The organism is Clavibacter michiganensis subsp. insidiosus, assembly GCF_002240565.1.
In the GTDB taxonomy this organism is placed as follows: Bacteria; Actinomycetota; Actinomycetes; order Actinomycetales; family Microbacteriaceae; genus Clavibacter; species Clavibacter insidiosus.
Window position 1 is genome coordinate 2,511,633 of the sequence record NZ_MZMO01000001.1, and the last position, 12,103, is coordinate 2,523,735.

At 75.6% G+C, this 12,103-nt stretch carries 11 protein-coding genes; 5 read left to right on the top strand and 6 right to left on the bottom strand.

The genetic code is table 11. The features are described from left to right. Positions 1 to 69 precede the first annotated feature (69 nt). From hpf to mtrA, 5 genes are all read right to left on the bottom strand, one after another. Positions 70 to 759 (bottom strand): ribosome hibernation-promoting factor, HPF/YfiA family, encoded by a 690-nt coding sequence (gene hpf / locus B5P21_RS12165; RefSeq protein ID WP_045527069.1) that lies wholly within the window; start codon positions 757 to 759, stop codon positions 70 to 72. A gap of 154 nt (positions 760 to 913) precedes the next feature. After that, positions 914 to 1,738, bottom strand: coding sequence for a ComF family protein (locus B5P21_RS12170; protein WP_246865283.1), 825 nt, complete (start codon positions 1,736 to 1,738; stop codon positions 914 to 916). A 61-nt stretch (positions 1,739 to 1,799) separates the two neighbouring features. Further along, a complete protein-coding gene (gene lpqB, locus B5P21_RS12175) occupies positions 1,800 to 3,527 on the bottom strand; it encodes a lipoprotein LpqB (protein ID WP_045527067.1) in 1,728 nt (575 codons plus the stop codon). Further along, positions 3,511 to 5,145 (bottom strand): MtrAB system histidine kinase MtrB, encoded by a 1,635-nt coding sequence (gene mtrB / locus B5P21_RS12180; protein WP_045527066.1) that lies wholly within the window; start codon positions 5,143 to 5,145, stop codon positions 3,511 to 3,513. The genes lpqB and mtrB overlap by 17 nt, the downstream gene beginning before the upstream one ends. A 4-nt stretch (positions 5,146 to 5,149) precedes the next feature. Continuing rightward, on the bottom strand, positions 5,150 to 5,830 hold the full coding sequence (mtrA, locus tag B5P21_RS12185) for an MtrAB system response regulator MtrA (RefSeq protein WP_045527065.1): 681 nt from the start codon (positions 5,828 to 5,830) through the stop codon (positions 5,150 to 5,152). Positions 5,831 to 5,942: 112 nt separating this feature from the next. Here mtrA and B5P21_RS12190 point away from each other — a divergent pair, with 112 nt between their 5' ends. Genes B5P21_RS12190 through B5P21_RS12210 form a run of 5 tightly spaced genes read left to right on the top strand, consistent with a single transcriptional unit; the run spans position 5,943 to position 11,437 of the window. Then, positions 5,943 to 7,220, top strand: coding sequence for a DUF7847 domain-containing protein (locus B5P21_RS12190; RefSeq protein ID WP_045527063.1), 1,278 nt, complete (start codon positions 5,943 to 5,945; stop codon positions 7,218 to 7,220). Continuing rightward, complete coding sequence (locus tag B5P21_RS12195) at positions 7,217 to 7,903, top strand: DUF4129 domain-containing protein (protein ID WP_045527061.1); 687 nt, start codon at positions 7,217 to 7,219, stop codon at positions 7,901 to 7,903. Before B5P21_RS12190 ends, B5P21_RS12195 begins: the two co-directional genes overlap by 4 nt. Next, the gene (locus B5P21_RS12200; RefSeq protein ID WP_094171204.1) at positions 7,900 to 9,165 is read left to right on the top strand and encodes a DUF4350 domain-containing protein; all 1,266 of its coding nucleotides are present in this window, start codon (positions 7,900 to 7,902) and stop codon (positions 9,163 to 9,165) included. Before B5P21_RS12195 ends, B5P21_RS12200 begins: the two co-directional genes overlap by 4 nt. Then, positions 9,162 to 10,115 carry an AAA family ATPase gene (locus B5P21_RS12205; protein WP_094171205.1) on the top strand — a complete coding sequence of 318 codons (954 nt, stop codon included), beginning with the start codon at positions 9,162 to 9,164 and terminating at the stop codon, positions 10,113 to 10,115. The genes B5P21_RS12200 and B5P21_RS12205 overlap by 4 nt, the downstream gene beginning before the upstream one ends. A 14-nt stretch (positions 10,116 to 10,129) precedes the next feature. Continuing rightward, complete coding sequence (locus B5P21_RS12210) at positions 10,130 to 11,437, top strand: DUF58 domain-containing protein (RefSeq protein WP_045527057.1); 1,308 nt, start codon at positions 10,130 to 10,132, stop codon at positions 11,435 to 11,437. Positions 11,438 to 11,458: 21 nt separating this feature from the next. On the opposite strand, the gene B5P21_RS12215 is transcribed toward B5P21_RS12210, so the two are convergent. Then, the gene (locus tag B5P21_RS12215; protein WP_045527056.1) at positions 11,459 to 12,094 is read right to left on the bottom strand and encodes a TetR/AcrR family transcriptional regulator; all 636 of its coding nucleotides are present in this window, start codon (positions 12,092 to 12,094) and stop codon (positions 11,459 to 11,461) included. Positions 12,095 to 12,103 lie beyond the last annotated feature (9 nt).

The following is a 12,103-nucleotide window of genomic DNA, read 5'->3' on the forward strand; positions in this document are numbered from 1 at the left end:
CGGGGACCCGGCGTCACGCACGAGGCCCCGCACGCCGGAGCGCGCGGGGCCTCATGGGGAGGAGGGGGATCAGCGGCGCAGCGACCGCGATCCGGCGCCGGCGCCCGCGAGCTCCTGCTCGCCGTCGGCCAGGCCGATGACGCCGTAGTCCCAGCCCTTGCGGCGGTAGACGACGCTCGGGCGGTCGGTCTCCGCGTCGATGAAGAGGAAGAAGTCGTGGCCGACGAGCTCCATGTGCTCGAGGGCCTGGTCGACCGTCATGGACTGCGACGGGAAGACCTTGGTGCGGATGACCACCGGGCAGTAGTCGTCCTCGTCGACGGGCTGGTCGACGGGAGCGACGCTCTTCCCGTTGACGCGCTCGATGAGCTCGGCGTCCGCCGGGTCGAGGTCGATCTGCGCGAATCCCTCCGTGGCCGCCTCGTGGAGGGAGACGGGGCGGTGGTTGCCACGGTGGATCTTCTTCTTGTCCTTGGCACGGCGCAGCCGTTCGAGCATGCGCCCGAGGGCCAGGTCGAAGGCGGCGAACTTGTCGGCGGCGCTGCTCTCGGCGCGGATGACGGGGCCCGGGCCCACGAGCGTGATCTCCACGCGGTCGTCGCCGGCGGATCCTCCGGACTTCTCGCTGTGCCGCGAGACCTTGATGTCGAGAGAGATGGACTTCTCGGCGAGCTGGACGATCTTGTCGGCCTTCTCGGTGGCGTACACGCGGAATCGGTCGGTGATCTCCGCGTTGCGGCCGGTGATGTTGATGTCCATGACGTACCTCCAGATCATGACGCGTCGCCCGCTGGAAGAGGGCGATCACTTTCACGCCTTTCGGGCGAGCCTAGACCTCGGGCTCGTCGCAGCGCGAGGCATCCGGCGGGTGGACCGCGCGCGCATCGGACATGCACAGGGAGCGACGGGGCCGTCATCGGGCGCGCGGCGCCCCGCCGCGGGAGCGGGCGGGCACGGCCGTGAGGACGGCGCACGCGACGACCTCGCCGCCCGCGGCGCGGACGGCACGGCAGGTCTCGCGGAGCGTGGCGCCGGTGGTGAGGACGTCGTCGACCACGAGGATCCGGCGGCCCGCGAGGTCGATGCGCGCGGCGAGGCAGCCGTCGAGGTTGGACGCGCGCGCGGCGACCCCGAGGCCGGCCTGGTCGGTCGGCCGTCGGGTGAAGCGGAGCGGGTGGCGGCGCAGCCCGGGCAGGCCCGGTGCCCGCAGCGGGACGATGCCGGCGCGGGCGAGCAGGACCTCGACGGGCGCGTAGCCGCGACGGCGGAGGGAGGCGGCGGGCGCGGGGACGGGGACGGGGATCACGTCGAGGGGCCACGCGGGGGCGGCGGTCGCGGGACCGGACTCGCGCTCGGCGGCGGCGACGGCCGTGCGGACGGCGCGGATCAGGGTCGCCGCCATCGCCCGCGCGGCGTCCGTGCGGCCGTCCTCCTTGAGGCCGGACAGGAGCGCGGGCCAGGGCGGGGCGTACGCGCTCCCGCAGCCGACCGGCACGACGCGGGCCGGGACACGACCCCGGGGCGACGGGACGGCGGGCAGCGCGAGGGGCCGCACGAGGGGCGGGCAGGGCATCGCGGCCCGGCAGGCCGGGCACACGGCGCGGTCGGGGGCGCCGCACCCGGCGCAGGCCACCGGGGCGACGACCGCGAGGGCGTCGAGCAGGGCTGCGCGGAGCGCGGACGGGATGCGGGAGGACGGGGACGGGGACGGGGCGAGCGGGCCGGGAACGGGGATCACGCGCGGAGGATCGCACGCGGCCGGTGCGGGGCGGACTGGCGCGGCGGATCCGTGGACGGCGTCAGCGCTTGGTCGCCACGAAGGAGACGCCGGTGGCGGTCTGCTGCCACGTGCTGCCCCGCGGCGTGAGCAGGGCGCCCGCGCTCGTGAGGACCCGCAGGCCGCTCTCGTCGTTCGCGCCGGTGATGGAGACGCCGTCGGCCGCGGACCCCATGTCCTTCGACGGACCGCCCACCTGGTGCAGCTCCACCTGGCGCTCGCCGTCGGGCGCGAGGGTGAGGGTGGCGACGTCGAGCTCGTCGACCCACGTCGCGTCGAGCGGGGTGCCGGGCGACGCCAGGAGCTCGAGCGGGGTCGTCGTGAGGGAGGTCGGGACGCCGTCGTCGCGCACGATCGACGCGACGAGCAGCTGCGGCCCGGCGCCCGTCTCGAGCTGGACGAGGACGCGGGCGCCGTCCCGCGCGACCTCCAGGGAGACGACGCGGCCCGTGGCGGTCCAGCTCACGGCGACGGGGTGGCCGACGCCGTCGGGGCCCCACGCGACGAGCCCCCGGGGATCCGACGCGGGCGTCGACCAGACGTAGCCCTGCGCGTCGAGGGACGGCGCGACGAGGCCCGGACGCGTGTCCAGGAGGACCGCGTCGCGGTCGCCGTCCCCCACCGACCAGACGCCGGACGCGTTGCGCACCGCCGCCTGCTGGCCGTCGGCGCTGAGGGTCGCCGCGTCGGCCCCGAGCGCCGTCACGCGCGTGCCCAGCGTGCCGAGCGGGGCCACCTCTCCCCCGCCGAGGTAGCCGAACGCGCCCTGCGCGAGGACGAGCGGGCGCGACTCCGCCTGCGGGTCCTTGACGGGGCCGCGGCCGCCGAGGTCCGCCACGGTGAGGGGCGTCCCGTCGACGAGCATCTGCACGTCGAGCACGGACGGGATGTTGGAGAGGCTCTGCCGCAGCTGGAGCTTCATCCGCTGCTGCGTGACGCCGTCGGCGGCGCGCGCCTCCGTCGAGAGGTCCACCTGCGGCGTGCCGCCCGCGGTCGTGACGGCCGAGGACGCCAGCCGCGTGCCCTCGGGGAAGGCCGTGACGACCGCGGGCTGGGACAGCCACGGCGACGGGCCCTGGAGGAGCGACTTGACGATGCGCGTGCTGACGCTCTGGGACGCGCGCGTGACGAAGAACCGGAGGTCCGGCACGAGGAACGAGAACGTGGGGTCGAAGAAGTACAGGGCGTGCGCGCTGAAGATCTCGCGGAAGTAGGTGGAGCGCAGGGCGATGCCGTCCGGCGCCTTCGCAATGCGCCACTCGCCGCGCTCCTGCACGAGCTGAAAGGACAGGCGCGTCTCCTGGTCGCTGCCGACCTCGCGGTAGTGGCCCTGGCCGTCGACCGTCGCGATGGTCGTGACGGAGTAGCTGTAGGTCCCGTCGACCTCCTCCGAGGTGCTCGCCTGGCCCTCCCAGACGACGACGCTCGCGAACGGGTCCCAGCGGGACGCGAAGTCGGAGGAGAGGAACTGGCGCGCGACGCCGTACTGGTCGGCGGAGCTCGTGGCGGCGTCGACGAAGCCGGCGATGACGTCGTCGGGGCCGTCGCCCGCCTGCGGGCCGTCCGGCTGGTAGCTGACCCCCGACTCGTCGGTGACGGTGGCGGGGTCGCCCTCGGAGACGGGGCCGCCGGACGGGATCGAGACGCAGCCGGAGAGGAGGACGGCGCAGGCGGCGACGAGTGCGACGGCGGCCGCGCGGGCCGCGCGTCCGGGCGCCCGGCGCGGGCGGGGATCAGGTGCTGGGGACACGGGCGTCCTCCTCGTCGGCGCGGTCGTCCGCGGGATCGTCGGGCGGCAGCGCGACGGGCGAGCCGTCGAGGGGGACGTCGGGGCGTCGGGGCAGGGTCAGGCGGAAGCAGGACCCCTCGCCCGGCCGCGACCACAGCTGCAGCCAGCCGTGGTGCAAATTCGTGTCCTCCAGGGAGATGGCGAGGCCGAGGCCGGTGCCGCCCGTGGTGCGCTGGCGCGACGGATCCGCCCGCCAGAACCGGTCGAAGACGTGGCCCATCTCCTCGTGCGTCATGCCGACGCCGTAGTCGCGGACGGCGAGCGCGACGGCGTCCCGGTCGCTGTCGACCGTGATGACGATGGGCCGGCCCTCGCCGTGGTCGACCGCGTTGCCGACGAGGTTCGTGACGATGCGGCGCACGCGGCGCGCGTCCATCTCGGCGTCGAAGTAGCCGCCGGGGGCGACCAGCTTGAGCTCGGAGCCCTTCTGCGCGGCGAGGCCCTCGAACTCCTCGATGGAGTCCTCGACGAGCCGCACGAGGTTGGTCGGCTCGGTCACGAGGTCCACGGCGCCCGCGTCGAAGCGGCTGATCTCCAGCAGGTCGGCGAGCAGCGTCTCGAAGCGCTCCACCTGCGTGTGCAGCAGCTCGGCGCTGCGGGCGGCCGGCGGGCTGAAGTCCTCGCGCAGGTCGTAGAGCACGCCGCCGGCGAGCCGGATCGTGGTGAGCGGCGTGCGCAGCTCGTGCGAGACGTCGGAGACGAAGCGCTGCTGCAGCTGGGAGAGGTCGGCGAGCTGCGTGATCTGCGACTGCAGCGAGTCGGCCATGCCGTTGAACGAGCGCGCGAGCGTGGCGATCACGTCCTCGCCCTTGACCGGCAGCCGCTCCTCGAGCTGCCCGGCCGCGAGCTTCTGGCTCGTGTCGGCGGCGACGCGGATGGGCGCCACCACGAGGCGCACCACGAGCCACGCGATCGCCCCGATGAGCACGATGAGGAAGAGGAACGCGAGGAGGATCGTGCCCGCCACGAAGTCGAGGGTCTGCTGGATGTCGCCGAGGTCGTAGACGAGGTACAGCTCGTACCTCCCGGCCGACGGGATGTCGATGCTCGAGCCGACGACGATGCCGGGGCTCGTGGCGCCCTGGTCCCCCACCGGGATCGCCACCGACTGCCACTGCTGCGTGCCCGTGCCCTCGCCGACCGCGCGCCGGAGGTCGGCGCTCAGGAGGCTGTCGACGTAGTCGGCGGTGGACGCGTTCTGCAGCACGTTGCGCGCCTCCGTGCCGGGCGTGCGGCGGAACGCGAAGTCGGAGAGGTTGATGGCGCTGCCGCGCAGCTCGTCGAAGACCTGCGTGCGGAGCTGCTCGAGCTCGGTCTGGTCGCTGGCGTCGGAGGAGGTGAACTGCTCCTGCATCCGGCTGGTGGCGCTGTTCGACTGCTGCAGCACGGTGTCGAGCCGCTGGCGGAAGAGGTCGCTCGAGATGCTCTGCGTCATGAGCACGCCGATGAGGAGGACAGTGACGCCGGAGAGCGCGACCGTGATGAGGACGGTGCGGAACTGGAGGGAGACCGCCCAGATCCGGGTGAGGCGGCGCGGCCACGACCTCCAGTCGACGAGCCACACGGGCAACGGGCGCATGGGTCTAGGCCGCGGCCCCCGCGCGGTAGCCGACGCCGCGGACGGTCATGACGATGCGCGGGTTGTCCGGGTCGTCCTCGACCTTCGCGCGCAGGCGCTGCACGTGGACGTTGACGAGGCGCGTGTCGGCCTTGTACTGGTAGCCCCAGACCTGCTCGAGGAGCATCTCGCGCGTGAAGACCTGCTGCGGGCGGCTGGCGAGCGCGTGCAGGAGGTCGAACTCGAGGGGCGTGAGGTTGATCCGCTCCTCGCCCCGGCGCACCTCGTGGCCCTCGACGTCGACCACGAGGTCGCCGACCTGCAGGAGCCCGGGCGACGCCGCGGCCGCGGGGCGCAGGCGCGTGCGGATGCGGGCGACGAGCTCCTTGGGGTTGAAGGGCTTGACGATGTAGTCGTCGGCGCCGGACTCGAGGCCCTTGACGACGTCGGCCGTGTCGGACTTCGCGGTGAGCATGATGATGGGGATGCCCGACTCGGCGCGGATGAGGTCGCACACCTGGATGCCGTCGAGGCCGGGGAGCATGAGGTCGAGGAGCACCAGGTCGGGCTTCGCGTCGTGGAACGCGGCGAGCGCCTGGCCGCCGTCCCCGCAGAACGAGGGCTCGAACCCCTCGGTGCGCAGGACGATGCCGATCATCTCGGCGAGCGCGGTGTCGTCGTCGACCACCAGGATCCGTGCTGTCATCTGAAGGTGTTCCCTGTCCTCGTAGGCCCCCAGGGTAGCCGGTGCATGCGCGGGGATCGGCCGGGCCGCCCGGCGCGGGACTTCGCGCGCGGCCTGTGGGAGGCTGGCGAGCGTGACCGATGACCAGAGCTGGCAGGCCCCGGGCGGCGCACCGTCCGGTCAGGGAGGGTCCCCGGATCCCGATCGCGCGCGGCAGGACGCGGGACACGCGGCCCCGCAGGCGCCCGGCTCACCCGCGGCTCCGCCGCCCGGGTCGCCGCCCGGCGGCGGCTTCCCGCCGTCGCCCGGCTGGGGCGCCGCGCCCGGCTGGACGCCGCCGCCGAAGCCCGGCCTGCTGCCGCTGCGGCCGCTGGGCCTCAGCGCGATCCTCGCGGGCTCGTTCGAGACCCTGCGCCGGAACCCCGGCGCCACGGTCGGCAGCGCCCTGCTGATCCAAGGGCTCGTCGGCATCGTGACCCTCGTGATCGTGGGGGGCGTGACCGGGTTCGTCGTGACGCGCGTCTTCTCCGCGCGCGAGGCGGACCAGGGGCCGCTCATCGCCGGCGGCGTGGCGGCGGTCATCGTCGCCGCCGCCGTCACCATCGTGCTGTCGATCGTCGCGTCGGCGTTCCTGCAGGGCGTCGTCGCGAGCGAGGTGGCGCGGGGCACGCTCGGCGAGCGGCTGCGGATGCGGGCGCTGTGGCGGCTCGCCCGGCCGCGGATCGTGCCGCTCGTGCTGTGGAGCCTCTCCCTCACGGCGGCGTGGACGCTCGTCTTCGCGGTGCTCGCGGGCATCGTGACGCTGCTGGTGCTCGCCGGCGGCGCGGGCATCGCCGTGGGGATCATCGTGGGCGTGCTCGGCGTGATGGGCCTCGTGGTCGTCGCCGCCTGGGTCTCGACGCGCCTCGCCCTCGTGCCGAGCGCCATCGTGATCGAGCGGCTGCGACCGCTGGCGGCGGCCCGGCGGTCGTGGTCGCTCACGATCGGGTCGTTCTGGCGCGTGCTCGGGATCCTGCTGCTCACCGCCGTGATCGTCTCCGCCGCCACGAACGTGGTGACGGTGCCGCTGACCCTGGTGACCTCCATCCTGCAGACCGTGCTCTTCCCCAACGGGGAGCTCGACTTCCAGACCTTCGACGCCTCCATGGCCTTCTACATCGGCTCGCAGCTGGTGACCCTCGTGGTGAGCGTGGTGGTGGGGAGCATCGGCGCGGTCGTCACGTCGGCGAACGCGGCCATCCTCTACATCGACCTGCGGATGCGGCGCGAGGGGCTCGACCTCGAGCTCGCGCGCTTCGCCGAGGAGCGCGCGGCGGGCGCGGCGTCGGCCACCGGGCCGGACGCGCGGGACCCGTACGCGGCGCCCGCGGGCGCACCCGGCACGACCCCCGGCGGCCCGGGACGCGCGTGACCGCCTCCCTCCTCCTCGACACGGCCGCGCGCGCGGCCGCGGTGCCGCTCGATCCCGACGCCGACGACGCGCGCCGCCTCCTCCTCGACGAGCTCGCGAAGCCCGAGTACGAGGCGGCCCGGCCGAACGCGCTCGACCTCGCGGCGCAGGCCGTGGGCGACTGGATCGCCTCGCTCCTCGGCGGCGCGGGCGGCGGCCTCGCGGACCTCGCGCCCGTGGTGATCGGCGTGCTCGTGCTCGCCGTGGTCGTGGCCGCGTTCCTGGTCTTCGGGGCGCCGCGCCGGGACCGCAGGCGGGCGGCGGCGCGCGGCGACGGGCTGTTCGGATCCGACGACCGGCGCTCCGCCGAGGAGCTGCGGCGCGCCGCCGAGGCGTCCCGGCGGGCGGGCGACCTGGCCGCCGCCGCGTCCGACCTCTTCCGGGCGATCGCGCGCGAGCAGGCCGAGCGCACGATCGTGGCGGTGGATCCGGGCACCACGGCCCGCGGGTTCGCCCGGCGCGCGGGCTCCGCGCACCCGGCCCACGCCACGCGCCTCGTCGTGGCCGCCGACGAATTCGACGCCGTCCGCTACCTCGGCCGCCCCGGCACCGAGGAGATGCTCGACCGGCTCGCGGCGCTGGACCGCGACCTGCGCACGGCCGTGCCCGTGCTGCACGAGCCCGTGGGCGCGGGTCCGCGGTGAGCGCGCCCGCGCCCGCGGCCGCCGACCTCGCGACTCCCGAGACCCGGACGCCCCGGCAGGCGCTGCAGCGGGCCGGCACGTGGATCGCGCTGGCCGCCCTCGCCGTGCTCGTCGCCGTGGCCTCGCTCGCGGTCTCCGGCGCCGCGCGCCAGGGCGACGCGCTGGCGCCCGACAACCCGGCGCCCGGCGGCACGCAGGCGCTCGCCCGCGTGCTCCAGGCGGAGGGCGTCGAGGTCACGCTCGCCACGACGCTCGAGGAGGCGCGGGCCGCCGTCGGGGACGGCGACGACGCGACGCTCGTGCTCGGCGCCACCTCCGACCGCCTCGACGACGAGCGGCTGGCGGAGGTCGGCCGCCTGTCCACCCGCACGGTGCTCCTCGCCCCCGACTTCCGGACGCTGCAGGCGATCGCGCCCGACGTCGCGGCGGGCGGCGCGGCCGAGTCCGCCGACCGCGCGCTCGACGCCGCGTGCGCGCTGCCGGCCGCCACGGCCGCGGGATCCGTGCCCGACGACGCGCCCGTGTTCCGCTACCTCGGCGACGACAGGGCGGCCGCCGTCGCGTGCTTCCCTGACGACACCGGCGACGCGTCCGCGCTCCTCCAGGTGCCGGCGACGCTCGCGCCCGGCGGCACCGTGACCGTGCTCGGCGCGGATCCGATCCTCACCAACGACCGCATCGCCGAGCAGGGCTCCGCCGCCCTCGCCCTGGGCGTGCTCGGCGAGCGACCGCGGCTCGTCTGGTACACGCCGTCGCCCGACGACGCCGCGGGCGACGCGCCGCCCACGCTCGGCGAGCTGACGCCCGGGTGGGTGACCCCGGCGATCCTGCTGACGGGCGCCGCCGCCCTCGCCGCCGCCGTGTGGCGCGGCCGCCGCTTCGGCCCGCTCGTGGTGGAGCGGCTGCCCGTCGTGGTGCGCGCCGACGAGACCGCCGAGGGCCGCGCCCGCCTCTACCAGCGGGCGGACGCGCGCGGCCACGCCCTCGACGCGCTGCGCGTCGGCACGGTTGACCGGATCGCGTCGACGCTGGCGCTCGGCCGCCTCGCCTCCGTCGACGACGTCGTGGCCGCGTCCGCCGCCGCCCTCCACGAGGACCCCGCGGGGATCCGTGCGCTGCTCCTCGACGACCGCCCCCGCACCGACCGCGACCTCGTCGACCTCGCCGGGCGCCTCGCCGCGCTCGAGCACCGGGTCGCCCGCGCCGCCGACCCGACCGACCCGACCGACCCGACCGTCCCGACCAGGAGAATGGATCCATGACCAACGACCTCCGCACCAGCCTGCTCGCCGTCCGGACCGAGGTCGGGAAGGCCGTCGTCGGCCAGGACGGCGCCGTGACCGGCATGATCATCGCCCTCCTCGCCCGCGGCCACGTGCTCCTCGAGGGCGTGCCCGGCGTCGCGAAGACGCTGCTCGTCCGCGCGCTCAGCGAGGCCCTCCGCCTCGACACCGCGCGCGTGCAGTTCACGCCCGACCTCATGCCGGGCGACATCACCGGATCCCTCGTCTACGACTCCCGCGAGGGCGCCTTCTCCTTCCGTCGCGGCCCGGTCTTCACGAGCATCCTGCTGGCCGACGAGATCAACCGCACGCCGCCCAAGACGCAGTCGGCGCTGCTCGAGGCGATGGAGGAGCGGCAGGTCACCGTCGACGGCGAGAGCCACGCCCTGCCGGATCCCTTCCTCGTCGCGGCGACGCAGAACCCCGTCGAGTACGAGGGGACCTACACGCTCCCCGAGGCGCAGCTCGACCGCTTCCTGCTGAAGCTCGTGCTCGACCTGCCCGAGCGCGAGGCCGAGGTCGAGGTGCTGCGTCGGCACTCGACCGGCTTCGACCCGCGGGACCTCCACGCGGCGGGCGTCCGGCCCGTGCTCGACGCCGACGGGCTCCGCCGGGCTCAGGCGGCCGTGCGCGAGGTGCGCGTGGGCGCGGACGTGCTCGCCTACATGGTCGACCTCGCGCGGGCCACCCGCCGCTCGCCGTCGGTGCAGCTCGGGGTGTCGCCGCGCGGATCCACGAGCCTCCTGGCCGCGAGCCGCGCGTGGGCGTGGCTGAGCGGCTTCGACGCCGTGACCCCCGACCACGTGCAGGAGATGGTGCTGCCCGTGCTCCGCCACCGCATCGCGCTGCGGCCCGAGGCGGAGCTGGAGGGCGTCTCCGTCGACGCCATGCTCCGCGGGGTCATGGCGCAGGTGCAGGTGCCGATCTAGTGGCGCGCCGCTAGGTGGCCCTCACCGGACGCACGGTCGCGCTCCTCCTCCTGGGGATCGCGCCGCTCGTCGCGCTCGGCGACGGGTCGGACGCGGCCTACGCGCTCCTCGCGGGGTGGATCCTCCTGGTCGCCGTGCTCGTGGCGACCGACCTCGCCCTCGCGGCCAGCCCGCGGGCCGTGGCGCTCGAGCGCGTGCTGCCCGCGCGGATCCGGCTCGACAAGACGGGCGAGAGCGTGCTGCTCATGACGAACCGCGGATCCCGCACCCTGCGCGGCGTGGTGCGCGACGCCTGGCAGCCGTCCGCGGGCGCGTCCTCCACGCGTGACCGGGTGCGGATCCCCGCCGGCGAGCGCCGCGCGATCCGCCTCTCCCTCACGCCGACCCGTCGCGGTGAGCGCCGCACGGAGCGCGTGACGATCCGTTCGGCCGGCCCGCTCGGCCTCGCCGCGCGCCAGGCGACGCTCCTCTCCCCCGGCGCCGTGCGCGTGCTGCCGCCGTTCCGCTCGCGCCGCCACCTGCCCTCGCGCCTCGCCCGCATGCGCGAGCTCGACGGCCGGACGGCCCTCATGGTGCGCGGCCAGGGCACCGAGTTCGACAGCCTGCGCGACTACGTGCGCGGCGACGACGTGCGCTCCATCGACTGGCGCGCGACCGCCCGGCGCCAGGACGTCGTCGTCCGCACCTGGCGGCCCGAGCGCGACCGGCGCGTGGTGCTCGTGCTCGACACGGGCCGCACGGCCGCGGGTCGGATCCGGGACGAGACGCGCCTCGACACCGCGTTCGAGGCGTCGCTGCTGCTCGCGGCGCTCGCCACGCGCTCGGGCGACCGGGTGGACATGGTGGCGCACGACCGCCGCGTCCGCGCGCGGGTGCGGGCCGGATCCGGCGGGGACGTCGTCTCGCGCATGGTCGACGCCCTCGCGCCCGTGGACCCGGAGCTCCTCGAGACCGACTGGACGGCCGTGCCCGCGCTCGTGCGCCGCATCGTGTCGCAGCGCTCGCTCGTGGTGCTGCTCACCGCGATCGACTCCCCCGGCAGCGCGCGTGCGCTCCTGCAGGTGCTGCCGCAGCTGACGCGCACGCACCACGTGCTCGTAGCTGCGGTCGTGGATCCCGGCCTCGCGGAGCGCGCCGCCGACCGCTCCGGCCGCGCCGCCGTCTACCGCGCGGCCGCCGCCGAGCGCGCGCTCCTCGACGTCGCGCGCGTCGAGGCAGCTGTGCGCCGGCTCGGGGCGGACGTCGTCACGGGCGCGCCGGCGGACCTGCCGCCCGCGCTGGCCGACCGATACATCCGGCTGAAGGCGACCGGGCGGCTCTGACGCCGAGGCCGAGGCCGACGGTCAGGCGGTCGCGGCGGCCGGATCGGCCGACGGCACGGGGAGCACCCCGCCGCTGAGCGCTCGGATCGCCCGCTCGAGCGCGTCGCGCATGTCGATCTCGGGCCGATAGCTCCACTGCAGCTGCAGGCCGTCGCTCACCGCGACCGCGATGCGCGCGAACGCCTCCGGATCCATGCCGCCGGGCAGCTCGACCTGGAGCGCGCGCACCTGGTCGGCCACCGCGCCGACGACGCGGCCGTAGCGGTCGGCGATGTACGCGTGCGCGGGATGCTCGGCGCCGGCCGCGTCCACGACGAGCCGCGAGTAGAGCGCGACGAGGCCGGGCGTCGCGGCGTTGTGCGAGCTCGCGCGGAGGAGCATGCCGACCATGTCCGCGGGATCCCCGTCGGGCACCGCCTGGCGGTAGTCGGCGGCGGAGTGCGCGTCGCGCTCCTCGAGCACGGCGGCGATGAGCGCCTCCCGCGAGTCGAAGTAGTGCAGCACGCCGGCCTTGCTGATGCCCACGGCGTCGGCGATCTCCTGCAGCGACGATGCGGAGTAGCCGCGCTCGGCGATGAGGGCGAGCGCCGCCTCGAGGATCTCGCGGCGCCGGGCGGCGCCCTTGGCGTACCGCCGCGGACCCTCGTCGACTGCCATGGGTCGACC

What these genes read in the sequence shown, in the direction of transcription:
- hpf (WP_045527069.1), bottom strand. Translation starts at nt 759, where the DNA reads ATGGACATCAACATCACCGGCCGCAACGCGGAGATCACCGACCGATTC.
- mtrB (WP_045527066.1), bottom strand. Translation starts at nt 5,145, where the DNA reads ATGCGCCCGTTGCCCGTGTGGCTCGTCGACTGGAGGTCGTGGCCGCGC.
- mtrA (WP_045527065.1), bottom strand. Translation starts at nt 5,830, where the DNA reads ATGACAGCACGGATCCTGGTGGTCGACGACGACACCGCGCTCGCCGAG.
- B5P21_RS12205 (WP_094171205.1), top strand. Translation starts at nt 9,162, where the DNA reads ATGACCAACGACCTCCGCACCAGCCTGCTCGCCGTCCGGACCGAGGTC.
- B5P21_RS12215 (WP_045527056.1), bottom strand. Translation starts at nt 12,094, where the DNA reads ATGGCAGTCGACGAGGGTCCGCGGCGGTACGCCAAGGGCGCCGCCCGG.